Origin of the sequence: Streptomyces sp. NPDC016309 (assembly GCF_043077235.1) — a bacterium.
Taxonomy (GTDB): Bacteria; Actinomycetota; Actinomycetes; order Streptomycetales; family Streptomycetaceae; genus Streptomyces.
On the sequence record NZ_JBIBSG010000002.1, the window covers coordinates 280,351 to 300,320 of the forward strand.

The window sequence follows — 19,970 nt, forward strand, 5'->3', positions numbered from 1 at the left end:
CTACGGTGCGCGAGCCGCCGGCGACCGGCGGCGGCGAGGGCGGCTCCGCGCCATACCGGAACGATCCTCGCCACCAGGACACCCCCGTTAACCCACCAGACCCCCGACGGAAGAAGGTGCACGCCGTGGCGAAAGGCCGGAAGAACGGTCTCTACTCAGGGATCTCCGAGGAACTCTCCGCGCTGATGCGGACGGGGTGGGCGGACACCGAGCGGCACGACCTGCGGCTCGACGCGCAGGCTCCGTACGCGGCCCGCCGCCGCGCCCGGCTCTCCGCGCGCTTCCCGGGCGAACGCCTGGTCATTCCCTCCGGCAACCTCAAGGTCCGGTCGAACGACGACACCTACCCGTTCCGTCCCTACTCGGGCTACGTCCACATGACGGGCGACCAGGCCCGGGACGGCGCCCTCGTCCTGGAACCCCGCGCGGACGGCGGCCACGACGCCTACTGCTACCAGTTGCCGCGGGACGGCAGGGACACCGACGAGTTCTGGACCGGCGCCACGGCCGAACTGTGGATGGGCAGGCGCCGCTCCCTCGCCGAGTCGCAGCGGGTGCTGGGACTGCCCTGCCGGGACGTCCGCACCGCGGCCGACGACCTGGCCGGGGCCTCCGGCGTGCCGACCCGGATCGTCCGCGGCGTGGACCCGTCCCTGGAGGCCGCCGTCACCACCGACGAGGAACGCGACGCCGGGCTGGAGGAGGCGCTCGGCGACCTCCGCCTCGTCAAGGACGAGTGGGAGATCGCCGAGCTCCGCAAGGCCGTGGACTCCACGGTGCGCGGCTTCACCGACGCGATCGGCGAGCTCTCCGGGGCCGTCGCGTCGTCGGAGCGGTGGATCGAGGGCACCTTCTTCCGCCGGGCACGCCTCGAAGGCAACTCCGTCGGCTACGGCTCGATCTGCGCCGCCGGCGAACACGCCACGATCATGCACTGGACCGACAACGACGGCCCGGTGCGCCCCGGGGACCTGCTCCTGCTCGACGCCGGCGTGGAGACGCGGACCCTCTACACCGCCGACGTCACGCGCACGCTGCCGATCAGCGGCACGTTCACCCCGCTGCAACGCGAGATCTACGACGCGGTGTACGAGGCCCAGGAGGCCGGGATGGCCGCCGTGAAGCCGGGAGCCGCCTACCGCGACTTCCACGAGGCGGCCCAGCGCCACCTGGCGGCCCGGCTGGTGGAGTGGGGCTTCGTCCCGGGCCCGGCCGAGCGCGCGTACGAACTCGGCCTCCAGCGCCGCTTCACCATGGCCGGCACCGGGCACATGCTCGGACTGGACGTCCATGACTGCGCGCAGGCCCCGAACGAGGAGTACGTGGACGGCGTGCTGGAGCCGGGCATGGTGTTGACCGTCGAGCCCGGGCTGTACTTCCAGCCCGACGACCTCACCGTGCCCGCGGAGTGGCGCGGCATCGGTGTCCGGATCGAGGACGACCTGGTCGTCACGGACGACGGCCACGAGAACCTGTCGGCCGGCCTGCCCCGGTCGGCGGACGCCGTCGAGGAGTGGATGGCCCGGCACGCGGGGTGAGGCCGTCGCGGCCGTGGGGACCCGGCAGGAGGGCGGGTCCCCACGCCGCGGTCGCCGCCGCGCCGGGGGGATCCGGGCGCCGCGGTCACCGGCCCGGCGTCAGGGCAGCAGGGCGTCCAGCAGGGGTGTGCTGAACACCCGGTGCGGGTCGAGGCGGTTGAGCGTCTCGCGCGCGGTGTCCCAGCCGGGCCCGCCGCCGGCCCGGTGGCTGTCCGGGACGGCTCCGGTGAGGATCTCGGGCGCGGCCCACGCGGCGCTGTCGGTGTAGGCCCACCCCTTGGACCATTCCACCCGGACGGTGGCGCGATCGTCGTCGAGGTCCTCGAACAGGAAGCGCTCGACGTCCCGGCAGAAGGCGTGCAGGCCGGGTGTGGACGGGTCGGTCAGGACGTCGAACCACACGGCGGTGTCGAAGTCCGGCCGGTCGGGCCGGGCCCGTACCGCCGACAGCAGCGGCGGCCGGGCGCCGGGAACCATGGGGACGGCGGGGTCGTCGGTGCCGGTGACCCGGATCTCCACCTGCCCGTTGACCGGGTACCGGCCGCGGGCGGCGTACTCGTCCAGCAGGCGCCGGTAGTGGCTGGTGAGCCGGTGCACCACCCACTGCACGTCCTGGCGCCGGGTGAGGACGGCGTACCCGTTGGCGGTCTCGCGCAGCGTGGTGGGCCTGATGTAGAGGAGCAGGTCGCGCGAGGCGCCCCACAGGTCCGAGCGGAGCCCCCCGGCCAGCAGGTGCGTGAGGACGTCCGCGGTCAGCAGGTCGCGGATGACGGTGGGGGAGGTGAGCACGTCGGTGAGGTCACCGGTCAGGCCGATCCTGGCGATGAGGTACTGGAGCCGGCCCAGCAGCGGGGCGCTCGCCCAGGACCCGGCGAAGACCTGGCCGGCGAGCCGGGCGACCGGCTCGGGGACGTTGTCGGAGAAGGGGTAGTTGTAGGGCTCCCGCACCTCCCGGGAGGCCAGGGGCCGGTTCGGGCAGACGCTCCAGGTCTTGAGCCAGGGGCGGTCGGTGAAGGCGAACCAGATCGCCTCCACCCGTCCGGTGGCGTCGAGGGGACCAGCCCCGCTCGACAGCGTTCCGCGCCCCACCGGACATGACGGTCCCCTCCTCCACGCGCTCATCCGACCCGGCAGTATCGGCAGACCCCGGCGGCGGTGGCAGCACGAACGATCCATGCTCACTCTTTCGAATGGCATGTACGTGGCGGACCTGGTGGGAGCGGCCGGCCGGGCGTGGTGGGACGGGGGAGGCCCCGGCGGGGGCGTGGGGTGAACGGACGCCGCGATGTGATCAGTTCATTGCATTTTCGGTGCGGTGATTGGTCGTTATGTAGGGCCGGAATGACCGGTGGAGGTTGTCCTTCCAGCAAAGTCACATGGCGAACCCGAACTGACTATGCTCCCCGATGTGTTGCGCCGCGCTCACAGCGAGTCATGGACGCTGTGGTGCGCTCGGACGGAGCACGGCTGTGAAGGGTGGCGACCTCGGCGCGACCTCGAAGCGACCCCGCCGGGGCCCGGCCGGACACCCCTGGATGTCCGAGCGACGGTCCGGCTCGTCCCTTCCGGCGCATCGCACCACCTCAGTCCGCTCATTCCAGATCGTTTAGGGACCTCCTGATGGTTCGTGCAGGTGAAGTTTCCAGAGCCCGGCCCACCGCGGTTGCCCGGGCATGGCTCCTCCCTCCCGGAGTTCTGGCCGGAGCCGCGGTGATAGCGCTGCTCCTCTGCCCCGCACGGATACGGACACCGGTCGCCTGGTGCTGCCTCGGCGCCGTCGTGCTGACGGCCGTCACCTCCGCCGTGACCGCGCGCCGGCAGCGAGCGGCGGAGGCCGCCCGGCACGCGCGGGCGAGCGCCTGGGCGGAGGAGTACTACGCGCGGCGCGAGGCGGCGCTGCACGCGCGCCTGGCCGACCAGCGGGCCACCACCGTCTGGCTGTCCGAGGAACTCCTGCCCGCGGCGGTCGCCCGCCTCAAGAGGGGCGACCCCACCTCGGAGATCCTCCAGGCCGTCCGCTTCGGGGAGCACCTCGACGCCGAGTTCACCGAAGCGCTCAAGGGAGCCCTGCGGACGCTCCTGGAAGCGGTGGAGGCCGAGGAGCACACCAGGGACTCCTCCCAGCGGGCCCTCGTGGCGGTCGCGCGCCGGGTCCAGGCGATCGTGCACCAGCTCGCCAAGGACCTCCGCTCCATGCAGATCCTGCACGGCACGGACGTGATCGTCTCCCGCGGTCTCCAGGACATCGACCACCGCAACGCCCTGATCGGCCGCCTCGCGGCGAGCATCGCCGTCCTGGGCGACGCCCGGCCGGGCCGCCAGTGGTCCAAGGCGATCCCGCTCTACGACATCCTGCGGGGAGCCATGTCCCGCATCGTGGACTACCCCCGCGTCAAGCTGCAGTCCGTGGCGGAGGTCGCGGTCACCGGCCCCGGTGCCGAGCCGCTGATCCACCTGCTCGCCGAACTGCTCGACAACGCCACGACGTTCTCCCCGCCGCACACCCCGGTGGAGGTGACCGCCTGCGAGGTGCCCTCCGGCATCGCGATCGAGATCGAGGACCGTGGCGTCGGGCTCACCGAGGAGGTCCGGCAGCACGTCGAACGCGTCATGGCCCGCGCGGTGAACGGGGTCCCCCTGTCCAGCCTGGGCGACGTGACCCAGCTCGGCCTGCCCGTCGTGAGCCGGCTGGCCCAGGAGCACGGCTGCGACGTCGACCTGCGCACCTCCGCCTACGGGGGAGTCCGGGCCGTCGTGCTCGTACCCCGGGACATGATCACCACCTTGCCGCAGCCCGTGGTGAGGGGCCCGGAAGCCATCCGCAGGCGCACGGTCGGCACCATCCTGCCCGGCCCCAAACCGGTGCGGCCCGCCGTCACGGACTCCGGCGAGGTCAGGAAGACCGTCAACGGGCTCCCGCAGCGCCGGCGCGAGTCGCCCGTCCCGACACCGGTCGTCCAGACGACCACCACGCCCCCCGCGGCTCCGGCCACTCCCCGGCGGACTCCCGGCACGTCCCGCCAGCCGGGTCTGATGTGGGAGGCGTTCAACGGCGAGAAGCGATCGGTCGCCGAACCTTCCCCTTCCCCCAGCGAACCGTCAGATGAGGTTGAGTGACATGCAGCCACTGCCCAACATGGACTGGATGCTCAAGGAGCTCGTGGGCGGTGTCCCGTACGTGCGGCACGTCGTCGTCCTGTCGTCGGACGGCCTGTGCATCGGGCAGGCGAACACGGCGTCCGACACCGCCGACGCCATCGCCGCCGCCTGCTCCGGGATCCAGAGCCTGGCCCGGGCCATCTCGCAGATGTTCCCGCACGGGGACGGCTCGACGCGGATGGTCGGCATCGAGGCCGACGGCGGCTACTTCTCCCTGATGGCCGCCGGTCCGGGGGCGTACCTCGCGGTGCTGGCCGACCTGGAGGTGGACGCCGGACTGCTGGGCGACCGCATGCGGACGCTGGTGGTCCGGATCGGCCAGCACATGACCAGCCCGCCTCGACAGGACATCGGGCAGGCGATGTGACATCGGAGAACCAGGACCCCTGGGATGAAGGCACCCCCGTTCCCCTGTACGTCATTACCGAAGGCCGGGACTCCTCGGCCAAGACCTTCAATCTGGTCACCCTCATCGCGGCGAGGTCCGAACCCGAACCCGCGATGCAACCCGAGCAGGCGGCCATCCTCACCATGTGCACCTACCCGCTGTCGGTGGCCGAGGTGTCGGCGTACCTCAGCCTTCCCTTCAGCGTCGTCACCGTACTGCTCTCCAAACTCGTCGAGGACGAGCGGGTCGAGGCCATCGCACCCGTGCCCGTGGCGGCGTACCCCGAACGCGGACTGCTCGAGGCGGTGATCCATGGACTACGCAAGCTCTGACGCGCCAGTCGCCGGCCCGCGCGGCACCGACATGCTCCTGCCCCACGGGGCCAGGGGGGTCAAGGTCGTCATCGTCGGCGGCTTCGGGGTCGGCAAGACGACCATGGTCGGGGCGGTGAGCGAGATCCCGCCCCTGACCACGGAAGAGACCATGACCCAGGCCGGCGTCGGGATCGACCACAACCCCGGCGCCGCGGGCAAGAAGACCACGACCGTCGCGATGGACTTCGGACGGATCAGCATCAACCACGAGCTGATCCTCTACCTGTTCGGGACCCCGGGACAGGAGCGCTTCTGGTTCCTGTGGAACGGGATCTTCGAAGGCGCGCTCGGCGCCGTCGTCCTCGTCGACACCCGCCGTATCGAAGTCTGCTTCGAGGTCATCACCCGTCTCGAGGACCGCCGCGTCCCGTTCGTCGTCGCCGTCAACACCTTCCCCGACGCTCCCCAGTACCCCGTACCCGATCTGCGCACAGCCCTGGCCCTCAGCGATTCCGTGCCCCTCGTCACCTGTGACGCCCGGGACCGGGAGTCCTGCCGGGACGCCCTGCTCTCGCTGATGGTCTACCTGTGCTCCCTCGCCGCCGCCCAGGAGAACGCATGACCGTCCCACCCACCGAACACGACACCGCGTGGCCCGGCGAGGCACCGCCCCCGGGCTGCCCGGCCCACTCCGCCACGGGCAAGGGCGGCGCCACCCGCCTCTACGGCCCCGTCGCCGAGACCGATCCCATGGGCCTGTACGAGGAGTTGCGGGCCACCCACGGCCCGGTGGCGCCCGTCCTGCTCGACGGTGACGTCCGCGCCTGGCTCGTCCTCGGGTACAACGAGAACCGCGACGTGGCCAGCCGCCCGACCCAGTTCTCCCGCGACCCGCGCGTCTGGCACGGCTGGCGGAGCGGGGAGATCGACCCGGCCACCTCCCCGCTCGTACCGATGATCGGCTGGCGTCCCGACTGCGTCTGCGCGGACGGCGAGGAACACCAGCGGCTGCGCGGGGCGGTCACGGCCGGCCTGAACAAGCTGGACCACCGCGGCATCCGCCGGCACATCACCCGCTTCGCCCACCAGCTGATCGACACGTTCTGCGAGAGCGGCGAGGCGGAACTGGTGGACCGGTTCGCCGAGCATCTGCCCATGCTCACCCTCACCCACCTGCTCGGCATGTCCGACGAGTCCGGCCCCACGCTCGTGCACGCCGCCCGTGACCTCTTCAAGGCCACCGAGACGTCGCTCGCCAGCAACGCGTACGTGCTGGAGAGCCTCGAACGGCTCGTCGTCACCAAGCGCGCCCGCCCCGGCCAGGACATCGCCTCGGCGCTGATGGCCCACCCCGCCGGCCTCACGGACGAGGAGGTCCAGCACCACCTCCGGCTCATCCTGCTCGCCGGCTACGAGACGACCGCCAACCTCATGTCCAACGTGCTCCGCATGGTCGTCACCGACCCGGGGTTCCGCGGCTCGCTGGCCGGCGGACAGATGACCCTGCCCGAAGCCGTCGAGCAGGTCCTGTGGGACGAGCCGCCCCTGATGGTGTGCCCGGGCCGCTGGGCCAACGGCGACACCACCCTCGGCGGACAGCAGATCAAGGCCGGCGACATGCTCCTGCTCGGCCTGGCCGCCGGGAACGTCGACAAAGCGATCCGCCCCGACCCCTCGGCCCCCGTGCACCACAACCGCGCACACCTGTCCTTCAGTGCCGGCAACCACGAGTGCCCCGGCCAGGACATCGGCCGCATGATCGCGGACACCGGCATCGACATCCTGCTCACCCGGCTCCCCGACATCACGCTGGCCGTCCCGGAGGAGAGCCTCACCTGGCGCTCCACCACCTGGGCCCGGCACCTGACGGCCCTGCCCGTGACCTTCGCCCCCCGCGCCCCCCGGGCCCACGAAGACACGGCCCCGCTGCCGGCCCCGCCTCCCCGCAGCGACACGATGCCCCTGGCACCGCCGCGACCCGCGACGGCCCCCGGGCCGGCGGACCGGTCCGACCCCCGAGCCTCGTGGTGGACGCGGGTCCGCCGCCTGCTGCGACGGCGGTAGTCGGGCCCGCGCGGCCGGGCCCGGCGAACGCGCCGGGCCCGGCCGCACGGGTCCGCGGCGCTACTCCTCGAACGGGGCGCCCGCGGCGTAGCGGGGCGCCCCGGTGTACCAGGCGTGGAGGCCGGAGAGGAAACCGCAGGCGCCCCGCAGCCAGGCCGCCAGCTCGGCCCGCTCGTCGTGGCCGAGCCCGGACCGCCGGACCAGCAGCGGCAGTTCGTTGTCGCGGAGGTGCTCGAAGTCCCGCAGCCGGGCGTTGACCAGGTTCAGGGCCGCCGGTACGGCGTCGTCCAGGGAGATGCCCAGGGACGAGCCCACGACCAGCACGAGGTTGTTGACGTCGTACTCCTCGTGCACCTCCCGCTCGTAGGAGGCGATGTCGTTCGCCAGCCCCATGAAGTCCATGAAGGCGTCCAGCAGGGCCCGGACCGTCCGGCTGTTACGGATCCGTTCGGGTATTCGCGCGCCGGTGGCCAGCTCGACGGAGTAGGGGGCGGTGTGGGCGGCGAAGCTGTCCCGCCGGAACGGGGCGTAGTCGATCAGGTGGGGGATGCGGCCGCTGCGGCTGTTGGCCAGTTCCTCGACACCCGCGTCGATGTATCTCGCCAGCGCCCGGTTGAACTCCTTGCGCCAGTGCGCCAGTCTCGGCGGGAAGAGGCGCTGCTGGAGATCGGCGATGCCCCTCTCGACGGCGTTCGTCGGCTCCGGCAGCCGGGCGTCCGGCTCCGGTCTCAGGAAGGCGTGCAGGCGGACGGTGAAGGCCCGCGCGCCGGCCAGGTCGCCGGTCCGCTTGAAGGCGTGGGCGAAGTAGTCGTCCCAGGCCAGCGCCCAGACGTTGAACCGGTGGTTGAGCCGGAGGTCGGCGAGGGAGGCGTCGGGCAGCGTCCAGGCGGTCAACTGGTCGACGGTCATGGCGTGGAACGCGGGCCGGGTCCATATCGCGCGCCGCGCCGAACCCTCTCCCCGGCCCTCCAGCATCCCCATGGCCCGCGCCCAGGACTCGCTCTCCTCGTGCAGCGCCGGCAGGCAGGGGTTCACCCGCAGCGGATAGGGCATCCAGAGCTGGGGGAGTTCGACGGTACGCACTGTCATGGGGACCGGCCTCCTTCTCCTCCGCCCGCACCGGTGTGCGGACCAGCGTGCGAGCGGTCTGCCTGAGCGCGCATACGGGCGGCCCGCCGGAGGGAGGCGGTACGCTGCGCCGCACCTGCTCCCGGGCGTGATGACGGCCGCCCATGACCGTGGAGCCGGACGGTGCCCGCCCCGCGGCTCTCCAAACCTGCCCACCATCAATGTCCGGCAACCCCCGGATCGCTCCGGGCCGGTCCATGGACATTCCGCCACATGGCACGTGCCCGCGTCATGGCCCTCCCGACCGGGCGCCGTCAGCGGCGCGTCAGTCCGGCGTCAGTCGCCCCCACGAGAATCCGGAACGTCCCGGCACACGCATGCGTCCGGAGACGGCACGACCCACGCGGTACGTCGCGGAAACCGGCCGGCGGCCGGACATCCCGACCTGGACGAGAGGGAACGACCCGTGCCCCAGCAGGCCCTCCCGCATGGCGCGGCCCCCCTCGCCATTCGCAGCGCCGCCTGGTACCTGCCCGACCCCACCGTGCCGGTCGGCGAGGTGCCGACGCTCGACGAGGCCGAGCGCGCCACCCGCGACGGCCTGGGCATCGACACGGTCCGGGCGGACGACCGGCTGGACTCCGTCGCCCTGGCGGAACGCGCCGCGCGCCGGGCGCTCGAACAGGCGGGGCTCGACGCCCGGGACCTGGAAGCCCTGGTGATGGTGGAGTCGCGGGTCCAGGAGACGCTCCTCAGTTCCGAGGTGACGCGGCTCCAGCACCGGCTCGGCGCCGCCGACGCCACCACCTTCTCGGTGGGCGGCCTCGGTTGCGTCTCGATCACCCCGGCCCTGCTGACGGCCCGCGGACTGCTGGCCGCGGACCCCGCCCTGGACCACGTCCTGGTCGTGCACGGCAGCAAGCCGGCCACCACCCACCGCTACCGCCACCCCGTCACCGTCAACGGCGACGGCGGACAGGCACTGCTGCTCTCCCGCAACGGGCGGACACGGGTGCTCGACATCGCGCAGCGGACCAACGGGCGCTACTGGGACCTCTTCCACGTCGACTACCGCGACCGCCCCACCGCCCAGTGGCGCGAACAGTGCACGGAGCCCACCACCTACTCCTTCCACCTGGCCATGGAGACCCGTGGCCGGCTCTCCGCGATGCTGGACGACCTGCTGCGGCGCAACGGCATCGGCCGGCAGGACATCGCCGGCTTCGTCAGCCAGAACCTGTCCGCCGCCGGCTTCGGCTTCCTCGAGGACTCCCTGGACATCGAACTGCTGCCGGCGTGCCGGGAGAACCTCCGGCGGTACGGACACCTCGGCCCCAACGACGTCTTTCTCAATCTCCGCACGGCACTCGACCGCAAGGAGCTGGCCTCCGGCGACCTCGCGGTCCTGATCAACGTGAGCCCGGTCGCCGCCTGGAGCCTGCTGCTGGTCGCGACCGGTCCACGGGAGGGCACGGCATGAACGACATCACCGAGCAGATCACCGGCTTCCTGAGCGCGGCCCTTCGCCGGCCGGTCGGACCGGACGACGACTACTTCGCGCAGGGCCTCGTCGACTCCCTGTTCGCACTGGAGCTGGTGACCTTCGTCGAGAGCCACTTCGCCCTGGACGTCCAGGTCGAGGACCTGGATCTGGACAGCTTCAGGACCGCCAACCGCATCGCGGAGTTCGTCCGGCACAAGGCCGGGATCACCGAGCCGGGAGAGGCCCATGCCGAAGGTCTCTGACGGCCGCCCCGGCACGACGACGGAGCCGCCGCCCGCGAAGACCATGGACCTCTACGAGGCCGCCGCCGGTTTCGCCGCCGACGCGCACGAGTCGGCCTCCCGCTGGGACCAGGACGGCGGGCTGCCCGATGCGGTGCGCCAGGAGTTCGCCGCGTCCGGGCTGCTCGCCGCCGACCTGCCCGAGCGGTACGGGGGCGCCGGCCTCGATCCGCTCGCCCTCGGGGAGATCACCGCACGGATCGGCGGTGAGTGCGGCGCGCTGCGCGGACTGCTGACCGTGCAGGGCATGGTGGCCGCGGCGCTGCTGCGCTGGGGCACCGAGGAGCAGCGGGCCGACTGGCTGCCCCGACTGGCCGGCGGCACGCTGACGGCCGGCTTCGCGGCGACCGAGCGGGGCGCCGGCAGCGCGCTGGGCTCGGTGGAGACCCGCATCGAGGCGTCGGGCGACCGGGACGTGGTCGTGACCGGCCGCAAGAGGTGGGTCACCTTCGGCGCGGTCGCCGACGTGTTCCTGGTCCTCGGCACGTACGGCGGGAAGCCCGCCGCGGTGCTCGTCGACGCGGACCGCGCCGGCGTCGAGCGGGAGCCGGTGCACGGCCAGCTCGGCCTGCGGGCCGCCCGCATCGCCCATCTGTCCTTCGACGGTGTGCGGGTGCCCCGGCGCCACCTCGTCGCCCCTCCCGGCCTGGGGCTCTCCCACGTGGTCGGCACCGCGCTCGACCACGGCCGGTTCACGGTCGCCTGGGGATGCGTGGGCATGGCGGAGGCGTGCGTCGAGGACGCCGCCACCCACGCCGCGGTCCGCCGGCAGGGTGACGTCCCCCTCGGGGACCACCAATTGGTCCGGTCACTGCTGGCCAGGGCGGCGGTGGACGCCGCCGGGGCCCGGGAACTCGCCCGCCGGGCCGCGGAGGCGCGGGCCCCGGGACCGGGCCACGGGGTGCCGGAGACGCTCATGGCCAAGTACGCGGCGGCCTCCGCGGCGGCGGCGGGCAGCCGCGACGCCGTACAGGTGCTCGGCTCGGCCGGCTGCGCGCCCGACAGCAGGGCGGGCCGGCACTTCCGGGACGCCAAGGTCATGGAGATCATCGAAGGAGCACAGCAAGTGTCCGAACTGCACATAGCGGAGCGGCTGTTACGGCGCTTCGGTGCCGCCCCGCACGGCACGGACCGCCCCGCCGGGCCCCGGCTCCCCGGGGAGTCGTGGTGACGGCGGCAGCGGGCGCGCCCACCGTCAAGTGCCTGGTGTGGGACCTGGACGACACCCTGTGGGACGGGGTGGTGCTGGAGGGCGACGACCCCGTCCCCTTCCCGCCGGCGCTGGAGACCCTGGCCGAGCTGGACCGGCGCGGCATCCTGCACGCCGCCGCCGGCCGCGGTGAACGCTCCGTCACCGAACGCCACCTGGCGGAGCGCCGGCTGGCCGACTGGTTCTGCGCGGTGGAGGTGGGCTGGGGCGCCAAGTCCGCCGCGGTGCGCCGGATCGCCCAGGCCCTCAACATCGGTCTGGACACCATCGCGTTCGTCGACAACGACCCGGTGGAGCGGGCGGAGGTCGCCGGTGAACTCCCCATGGTCCGCTGCTACCCGGCGGCCGAGGTCGCCCGGCTGCCCGAACACCGGGAGTTCCGGCCCGAGCACATCACCGCGGAGGCCACCGGACGGCGCCGGCTCTACCAGGCCGAGTGGCAGCGCCGGCAGGCCGAGGAGGAGTCCACCGAAGGACGCCAGGCGTTCCTCGCCTCGCTCGGCCTGGTGATGGAGCTGCGCCCGGCCACCGAGGACGACCTGTCCCGCGCCAGCGAACTGACCGTCCGCACACACCAGCTCAACAGCACGGGACTGACGTACGACATCGACGAACTGCGCCGGCTGAGCACCTCACCGGACCACCAGGTGCTGCTGGCCACCCTCCGCGACCGCTTCGGCGACTACGGGATCATCGGCCTCGCCGTCACCGCGCTCGTGGGCGGCGACGCGGTCCTGCGGCTGCTGCTGATGTCCTGCCGGGTCGCCTCGCGCGGCGCGGGGAGCGTGCTGCTGCACCATCTCGTCCGGCAGGCCCTGGCGGCCGGCCGGCGCCCCATCGCGCACTTCGTCCCGACCGAGACCAACCGCAACATGCTGGTCACGATGCGCTTCGCCGGCTACGAGGCGACGGACACCGACGAAGACCGGCTCGTGCTCACTGTGGACCCGGAGCGGCCGCTGCCCAAGGCCCCCGGCCACATGCGCGTGATCACCGGCACGGCACCGACGGCACAGGAAGCGAGTCCGCGATGACCCTGCACCCCGGTGACACCGGCCGGCCCGTCCCCCCGGACGCCCCGGCGGAGGCCCGGTCCGTGTGGGCCGCCTTCCGGAGCCAGGTGGCCGACACCCCCGGGGCGACCGCGCTCGTCATCGGCGGGACCTCGCTGACGTACCGCGAACTCGACCACGCCTCGGCCGGCCTCGCACGGCTGCTGTGGCGGCACGGGCTGCGGCCGGGGCGGGTCGTCTGCGTCCGCACGCGCCAGAGCGCCCTGTCCGTGGTCGCCATGCTCGCCGCCCTGCGCACCGGGGCCACCTGGGCGGTCCTGGAACCCGACCTGCCGATCGGCAGGTTCGAGGCGCTGTGCCGGGACGCCGACTGCGCGGTGGTGCTGAGCGAGGACGGCGACGCCGTACCGGCCTCCGTCCTCGCCGCGCTGCCCGACCCGCCGGCGGTACTCGACGCGGCGGACCTCGAACCGGCACGGCTCGTCGAGGCCGGCCGGCTGCTGCCCCCTGACCCGTACCCCCCGGCTTCCGGGCAGAGCCCCGCCTACATCGCCTACACCTCCGGATCCACCGGGGTCCCCAAGGGCGTACTGGTCGGCCGGGACCAGTTCGCGGTGTCCATCGGCTGCCGGGGGGCGGTGTACGGCACCGAACCCTCCGTCCTCCTGATCGCGCTGCGGCTGTCCTTCGACGGGATCCTCGGCGGCATGTTCTGGTCGCTCACCAGCGGTCACACGCTGGTGCTCCCCGACCCGGAACAGCTCGTCCACGTGGCGGAGTTCACCCGGCTGGCCAGGGACCACGGCGTCACCCACCTGTTCAACATCCCCTCCTACTACCGGGCGGTCCTCCAGGACCCCGATGGCCTGCCCGACACCCTGCGGATGGTCGTCATGGGGGGTGAGGAATGCACACCCGAGCTGGTGGGCGCGCACCACGCGCGACTGCCCGGGATCCGGCTCGTCAACGAGTACGGGCCCACCGAGACGACCATCGCCTGCACGGTGGAGACCGATCCCGACCCGACCCGGGACCGTGTCCCCATCGGGCGGCCCTGGCCGGGGGCGCGGACCCGGGTGCTGGACGAGCGGCTGCGCGAACTCCCGGCGGGGGAGCGGGGCGAACTCTACGTCGGCGGCGCCCTCGTGGCCCTCGGCTACGCGAACCGGCCGGCCCTCACGGCCGAGCGGTTCGTCGCCGACCCGTACGGGCGGCCGGGCGGCCGCCTCTACCGCACCGGGGACGTCGCCAGCGTCGACGAGCGGGGCGCCCTGCACTACCACGGCAGGACGGACGACCAGGTCAAGATCCGCGGCGCCCGGATCGAACTCGGCGAGATCGCGAGCGTGCTGGAACGTCATGCGGGCGTGGAGCAGGCCGTGGTGCTGTGCGAACGCGCCGGGCAGGACGAACCACAGGTGATCGCTTTCGTCCTGCCGGCACCCGGCGGCGGACCGCCGGACGCCGCGGAGCTGCGCGCCCACTGCCGGACCCGGCTGGTCGAGCAGGCCGTACCGACCCTGTTCGTACCGGTCGACCACATGCCCCTCGACCGCAGCACCAAGGCGGACCGGGCCGCGCTCCGCGCGCTCGTCCCGACGGGCCCGCGGGCTGCCGCGGGCACCCCGGGCGGGGACTGGAGCGGGCACCGGAGCGCCGTCGGCCGGATCTGGGCGGAGGTCCTCGGGCACGCGCGCTCGGGCCCGGACGACAACTTCTTCGCCGTCGGCGGCAGTTCGATCAAGGTCGTCGACCTGCACGACCGGCTGGACGGCCGGTGGCCCGGGACGCTGCGGGTGGGCGAGCTGTTCGACCACGTGACGATCGCCGACCAGGCGCAGCGCATCGCCGAACGCCTGGGCGAGCACCCGCCCGGCGAGGACCACGCCCCGCCGGCCGCATACGAGCTCTGACACACGTGAACGGAGAGGCGACATGAGCGGTACGGGCGTGACGCACGGCCGGCCGGCCGTCGCGGTGATCGGCATCGCCACGCGGTTCCCGCAGGCGGATTCCCTCGCCGCGTTCCGGGCGAACCTGCGGGCGGGCCGGGACTCGGTGCGTCCGATCCCCCCGGAACGGATCCGCACCACCGGGCTCGACCCCCGGCAGGACTATCCCGAACAGGGCTACCTGGAGCGCATCGACCTGTTCGACCACGAGCGCTTCGGGATGTCCCGGCGCGAGGCGGAGGTGACCGACCCGCAGCACCGGCTGGCACTCCAGCTCACCCACGAGGCACTGGAGAACGCCGGATACGCCCCGTCCGGGCTCCGGGACAGCCGGACGGCGGTGGTCTTCAGCTCACCGAACAACGGTTACGCGCCCCTGGTGCGCGAGCAGGGCACCCTCGGCATGAACGGCAACATCCCCTGCGCCCTGCCCGCCAGGATCTCCCACCTCTTCGGATTCACCGGCCCGTGCTACGGCGTGGACACCGGCTGCAACGGCTCACTCGTCGCCGTCCACCAGGCGTGCCGTGAACTCGGCGACGGGGACGCGGACCACGCCGTCGTGGGCGGGGTGAGCCTGCGCCACGTCGTCCCGCCGGCGGCCGCGGTGGCCGACTTCCCCGGCATCGCCTCGCCCACCGCCCGGTCCCGCGCGTTCGACCGTGCCGCGGACGGCGCGGGCTGGGGCGAGGGCGGCGCGGTGATGGTCCTCACCACACTGGAACGGGCGCTGGCGGAGGACGCGTTCATCCACGCCGTGATCCGCGGCAGCGCCGTGGTGCACAACGGCCGGCACTCCGCCACCATCAGCACACCGAGCGCCCGCTCCCAGGCCGAGGTCATCACCAGGGCGTGGCGCAACGCCTCGCTGGACCCGGCGACCGCCGGATACATCGAGACGCACGGCTCGGGCACCCGGCTCGGCGACGCGGTCGAGGCCGAGGGCCTGGCCCTGGCCCGTCCCGACGGCGACCGTACGGTCAAGGTGGGCTCGGTCAAGACCAACATCGGGCACCTGGACCACGCCGCGGGCATCGCCGGACTGGTCAAGGCGGTCCTCAGCGTGCACCACGGCGAGCTGTACCCCTCGCTCCACTTCGTGGAGCCCGCCGACGAGGTCGACCTCGACGGTGCGCGCCTGGAGGTCGTCACCTCGCTCGAGCGGTGGGACGACGAGACGCGCCGGGCGGGCGTGAGCTCGTTCAGCCTCGGCGGCGTCAACGCGCACTGCGTGGTGGAACAGCCCCCGGCGACCGCGCCGGTGCCCCCGGCACGCCCCGCCGACGACGCCCCGCGGCTGGTGGCGGTGTCCGCGCGCAGCCGGGCGGACCTGCTCGCCCAGTGCGAGCGGCTGTCGCTGGCCCTGCGTCACGGCCCCCACCCACTGGCCGACGTCGCCCGTACCCTCAACGAGGGCAGGGACCACGATCCCCACCGTGCGGCCGTGGTCGCCCGGACCACCTCCGAACTGGCGGCGCGCCTGGCCGCCGAGGTCACCTGGCGCCGGCTCGAGGAGCCCGGGGCCGCCCCGGCGGCCCCGGCCGCGGCCCCGCCCCGGGTGGTCTTCCTGCTCTCCGGGGACGCCCCCGCCCCCGAGCCGTCCGACCGGCCGCCCCACCCGTTGCCGGACGAGCTGCCCGTACCGGCCGACCGCGCCGCCATGGTCGGCGGGCAGCTCGCGACGTACCAGTGGCTGGTCCGGGCCGGCGTCTCACCGGACGGGCTGATGAGTTCGGGGATCTCCCGCTACACCGCTCGGTACCTGCGGGGGGACCTCGGCGCCGACGACACCGCCGCGCTGCGGCGGGCACACAGCGGGCGGGACACGGCGGTGGCGGGCGACCCGCTGCGCGTGGACCGGCTCCACGCGGCGGCGGACGAGCAGCTCTCCGACGGCCCCGTGGTGTTCGTGGAGCTGGCGGCACGTGGCGAGATCGGCGACCGGCTGGCGGCCCACCTCCACGACCGCGCGGACGCCCGGGTGCTCCGTCTGCGGCCGGGTGCCGACGCCGACGCCGGGGACGTCGCCCTCCTGGAGCTGCTGGGCCGGCTGTACGAGGAGGGTGTCGCCCTGGACTGGGCGGCGCTGCGGGCCGACCCGTCGGCGGGCCGGGTCCCGCTGCCGGGACACCCGTCCACCGGCGTCCGGTGCTGGGCCGGGCCAGAGGCGCCGCCCTCCGGCGACGTCCTCGACCGGGCCACCGCCCCGGCACCCGTTCCGGCCGCGCCCGCCCCCGTGCCGCCCGCGTCCTCCCGGCCCGCAGCCGAGCCCGTCCCCGTGACCGCAGCCGCGTCCGGAGCGGCGGCCGAAGCCGCGGCCGTCCGCGCGACCGTGTCCGCGTCCGGCCCCGAGGCCGCGACCGGGGCCGCGCCCGCCGCCGGGGAACCGGTCCGCGCGTCCGGCGAGCGGGGGACCGACGATTCCGGGTCCGTACTGGACTGGCTGCGGGACACCCTCGTCGACCTGCTGCACGCGGACGATGTCCCGGCCGACGCGGACTACTTCTCCATCGGCGGCAACTCCGTCATCGCCCTCCAGCTCGTGGAGCGGGTACGCGTACGGCACGGGGTCCGGCTCAAGCTGGCGGACGTGTACGACCACCCCGTCGTCAGCGCGCTCGCGCGGGCCATCCACGACCGGGCGCCGCACGCGCCCGCGCCGGAACCCACGCCCGAGGCGCCGAGTGGCACCGGCGCGCCGACGGCCACGGCCGTCCCCGAGGCGCCCGAGCTGCCCGAGGTGCCCGGTACCGAGCTGCCGCCGGTCACCCCGGGCGGCGAGCCGGTGCTGTCGTACGGGCAGGAACGCATATGGCTCCACCACCAGGTCGACCCGGCGACCACGCTCTACAACCTCCCCGGCGCCTCCCGGTACCGCGGCCCCCTGGACGCCGAGGCCTTCCGGCTCGCCTGGGAGGACCTGGCGCGGCACCACGAGGTGCTGCGGTCGAACTTCGTCGAGGCCGACGGCAGGCCCGAGCTGGTGATCCGGCCCGCCCTGGGCGACTTCTTCACGTACCTGGACGTCTCGGGCGAGGACGCCCCCGAGACCGCGGCGGCCGCGGTCGTCACCGCCACCGCCCGCCGGGTCTTCGACATCGCCGGCGAACCGCTCGTACGCGTGACCGTCGTGCGGCTCGCCGACGACGACCACATCGTCTGCTGGTGCATGCACCACGCGGTGAACGACGGCTGGGCCCCGCAGATCCAGCTCCGCGACCTGCTGGAGTTCTACACGGCCCGCCTGGAGGGCCGTGCCCCCGCCGTCGAGCCGCTGCCGGTGCAGTACGCGGACTACGCCCGCTGGCAGCGCGAGCTGGTGGCCGACGGCCGCCTCGACGGGGAACTGGACTACTGGCGTGAACGGCTGAGCGACCCGCCCGCGCTGGAGCTGCCCACCGACCGGCCGCGCCCCGGCCGGATGGACTTCGCGGGCGCGACCCACGGGTTCACCATCCCGGGCCCGCTGGTGCGGCGGCTGCGCGAGGTGGGCGCCCGGGAGACGGCCACGCTGTTCATGGTGCTGCTCACCGCGCTCAACGTGCTGCTCGCGCGCTGGTCGGGGCAGCGGGACGTCGTCGTCGGCACCTCCACCATCGGCCGCAGCCGGCCGGAGCTGTGGGAGCTGCTCGGCTTCTTCAACAACACCATCGCGCTGCGCTCGGACCTGTCGGGAGACCCGACCTTCCGCGAGCTGCTGCGCCGGGTGCGCGGGGTGGTGCTCGGGGCCCTCGACCACCAGGAGGTCCCGTTCGACAAGGTGGTGCGCGAGGTCGCGGCCGGCCGTGATCCCAGCCGCAACCCGCTCTTCGACGTGATGTACGTGCACCAGACGCTGCCGCCGGCCGCCGCCTTCGGCGAGGTCGCCGTCGGGCCCGCGCACGACCCGGAGGTCATCGAGCACTTCCCCGGACTGCCGCCCGGCACCGCCAAGTTCGACCTCTCGATGGTCGTCGGCGAGCTGGCGGACCAGGACGAGATCGTGGTCATGATGGAGTACGCGACGCGGCTCTTCGACGCCGGGACGATCTCCGCCATGTCCGAGGCGTTCCTGGAGCTGCTGCACGCCGTCGCGGACGACCAGGACACGCCCTACGACGACCTGCCCGGTGGCCCTCCTCCGGTGACCGGACCGGTCGCGGACCGGCCGGACCCGCCAGCCGCCCCGGTGGTCCCGCCCGCCACCCCCGTCGTCAACTGCCTGGAGCTGCGCGGGGAGGTGCGGATCCCCGCGCTGCGCACGGCGCTGGAGGAACTGGCCCGGCGGCACGCGGTGGCGGGTGCCCGGCCGGCCGGCGCCGCGGGGCACGGTCCGTCCGCCGGCGGTGGCCTCCTCACCACGGCGGACGTCTCGGGCGAGAGCGAACCGCTCGTCACGGCCGGGGAGATCGCGCAGGTCGAGGCCGCGCTCGTCCTCGATCCGGCATCGGGGCGCCGGCTGCACGCGCTCCTGGCGAAAACGGCGCCGGACCGGCACGTCCTGCTGGTCACCACCGACCAGGAGGCGGACGACGGTGGCCGGCCGGAGGTGTTCTTCCAGGACCTGCTGGCCCTGTACGGCGCCCACCGGGACGGGCGCCGGGCCGGGCCGCCCGTGCTCTCCCCGCTGCCCGGCGAGGCCCCCGAGCCCTCGACCGGCCCGGGGAGGGAGGAGCACCTCGCCTACTGGAGCCGGACACTGGCGGATCTGCCCGACGGCGCGGTGCCGCTCGACCGGGCCCGCCCCGCCCACGGCACCACCGCCACCGCCACCGTCGGGTCCCGGGTCCCCGACGACCTGGCCCGCGCGGTGGTGCGTTCCGGGACCGGGGAGAGCGTGCTGGCGGCACTCGCCGCCCTGCTCGCCCGGCACACGGAGACGGACGACGTGCTGATCGGCCTGACCGGCACGGCGCTTCCCCTCCCGGTGGCCCCTACGCGTGCGGGTTCCTCCGCGCGGAGCCTGCCGCTGCGCCTGGACCTGGCCGGCGACCCCTCCTTCGAGGAGCTCACCGAACGGGTGCGGGCTGCCGTCACCGGCGCGGAACAGCACCGGGACCTGCCGTTCGCCGACATCGTGAGCGCGGCCGGACTGCCCGGCGAGCCCGGCAGAGCCCCGCTGTTCGACGTGGCGTACTCCTGCCACACGTTGCCGGCGGCACTCGGCTCGACGGCCGGACTGGAGGCGGCCCCCGTGCGGTGGCCCGGCACGGACGCGGGACGGCTCACCCTGCCGCCCGGCCGCAGCGAGCCGGACCTCTCCTGGTCCGTCGTGGCGGGGCCGGGGCGGGACGAGCTGTCCCTCTCACTGGACTACCGCACCGAACTCTTCGACCGGTCGAGTGCCCGGGCTCTCGTCGACGGACTGCTCGCGATGCTGCGCGCGGCCGTCGGCACCCCCGGTGCGCCACTGTCCCGCCTGTGGCCGCTTCCCACGACGACCAGCGCGAGCACCCCCGCGGAGCCGGCCATGGCACGGCCCGCGCACACCGACTGACGC

At 73.8% G+C, this 19,970-nt stretch carries 14 protein-coding genes; 12 read left to right on the forward strand and 2 right to left on the reverse strand.

Going from position 1 to position 19,970, the window contains the following annotated elements:
* The first annotated feature begins 125 nt into the window (after window positions 1-125).
* The gene (locus tag ACF068_RS05850; RefSeq protein WP_392272906.1) at window positions 126-1,538 is read left to right on the forward strand and encodes an aminopeptidase P family protein; all 1,413 of its coding nucleotides are present in this window, start codon (window positions 126-128) and stop codon (window positions 1,536-1,538) included.
* Between the two features lie 99 nt (window positions 1,539-1,637).
* Here ACF068_RS05850 and ACF068_RS05855 read toward each other — a convergent pair whose 3' ends face one another.
* A complete protein-coding gene (locus ACF068_RS05855) occupies window positions 1,638-2,627 on the reverse strand; it encodes a cholesterol oxidase substrate-binding domain-containing protein (protein WP_392272907.1) in 990 nt (329 codons plus the stop codon).
* 621 nt (window positions 2,628-3,248) lie between these two features.
* Here ACF068_RS05855 and ACF068_RS05860 point away from each other — a divergent pair.
* From ACF068_RS05860 to ACF068_RS05880, 5 genes are read left to right on the forward strand one after another with little or no spacing between them, the layout of a single operon-like run.
* Complete coding sequence (locus ACF068_RS05860; RefSeq protein ID WP_392272908.1) at window positions 3,249-4,655, forward strand: sensor histidine kinase; 1,407 nt, start codon at window positions 3,249-3,251, stop codon at window positions 4,653-4,655.
* Between the two features lies 1 nt (window position 4,656).
* On the forward strand, window positions 4,657-5,064 hold the full coding sequence (locus ACF068_RS05865) for a roadblock/LC7 domain-containing protein (protein WP_392272909.1): 408 nt from the start codon (window positions 4,657-4,659) through the stop codon (window positions 5,062-5,064).
* Window positions 5,061-5,417, forward strand: coding sequence for a DUF742 domain-containing protein (locus ACF068_RS05870; RefSeq protein ID WP_392272910.1), 357 nt, complete (start codon window positions 5,061-5,063; stop codon window positions 5,415-5,417). The genes ACF068_RS05865 and ACF068_RS05870 overlap by 4 nt, the downstream gene beginning before the upstream one ends.
* Complete coding sequence (locus ACF068_RS05875) at window positions 5,398-6,021, forward strand: ATP/GTP-binding protein (RefSeq protein ID WP_392272911.1); 624 nt, start codon at window positions 5,398-5,400, stop codon at window positions 6,019-6,021. Before ACF068_RS05870 ends, ACF068_RS05875 begins: the two co-directional genes overlap by 20 nt.
* The gene (locus ACF068_RS05880) at window positions 6,018-7,463 is read left to right on the forward strand and encodes a cytochrome P450 (RefSeq protein ID WP_392272912.1); all 1,446 of its coding nucleotides are present in this window, start codon (window positions 6,018-6,020) and stop codon (window positions 7,461-7,463) included. Before ACF068_RS05875 ends, ACF068_RS05880 begins: the two co-directional genes overlap by 4 nt.
* Window positions 7,464-7,523: 60 nt before the next feature.
* On the opposite strand, the gene ACF068_RS05885 is transcribed toward ACF068_RS05880, so the two are convergent.
* On the reverse strand, window positions 7,524-8,552 hold the full coding sequence (locus ACF068_RS05885; protein WP_392272913.1) for a hypothetical protein: 1,029 nt from the start codon (window positions 8,550-8,552) through the stop codon (window positions 7,524-7,526).
* 445 nt (window positions 8,553-8,997) lie between these two features.
* Between ACF068_RS05885 and ACF068_RS05890 the strand changes: the two genes are divergently transcribed.
* Genes ACF068_RS05890 through ACF068_RS05915 form a run of 6 tightly spaced genes read left to right on the forward strand, consistent with a single transcriptional unit; the run spans window position 8,998 to window position 19,967 of the window.
* A complete protein-coding gene (locus tag ACF068_RS05890) occupies window positions 8,998-10,011 on the forward strand; it encodes a 3-oxoacyl-ACP synthase (RefSeq protein ID WP_392272914.1) in 1,014 nt (337 codons plus the stop codon).
* Window positions 10,008-10,277 carry an acyl carrier protein gene (locus ACF068_RS05895; RefSeq protein ID WP_392272915.1) on the forward strand — a complete coding sequence of 90 codons (270 nt, stop codon included), beginning with the start codon at window positions 10,008-10,010 and terminating at the stop codon, window positions 10,275-10,277. Before ACF068_RS05890 ends, ACF068_RS05895 begins: the two co-directional genes overlap by 4 nt.
* The gene (locus ACF068_RS05900) at window positions 10,261-11,487 is read left to right on the forward strand and encodes an acyl-CoA dehydrogenase family protein (protein WP_392272916.1); all 1,227 of its coding nucleotides are present in this window, start codon (window positions 10,261-10,263) and stop codon (window positions 11,485-11,487) included. The genes ACF068_RS05895 and ACF068_RS05900 overlap by 17 nt, the downstream gene beginning before the upstream one ends.
* The gene (locus ACF068_RS05905; RefSeq protein WP_392272917.1) at window positions 11,484-12,560 is read left to right on the forward strand and encodes an HAD-IIIC family phosphatase; all 1,077 of its coding nucleotides are present in this window, start codon (window positions 11,484-11,486) and stop codon (window positions 12,558-12,560) included. Before ACF068_RS05900 ends, ACF068_RS05905 begins: the two co-directional genes overlap by 4 nt.
* Window positions 12,557-14,452, forward strand: coding sequence for an amino acid adenylation domain-containing protein (locus ACF068_RS05910; protein WP_392272918.1), 1,896 nt, complete (start codon window positions 12,557-12,559; stop codon window positions 14,450-14,452). The genes ACF068_RS05905 and ACF068_RS05910 overlap by 4 nt, the downstream gene beginning before the upstream one ends.
* A 22-nt stretch (window positions 14,453-14,474) precedes the next feature.
* The gene (locus tag ACF068_RS05915; RefSeq protein WP_392272919.1) at window positions 14,475-19,967 is read left to right on the forward strand and encodes a condensation domain-containing protein; all 5,493 of its coding nucleotides are present in this window, start codon (window positions 14,475-14,477) and stop codon (window positions 19,965-19,967) included.
* The last annotated feature ends 3 nt before the right edge of the window (window positions 19,968-19,970 follow it).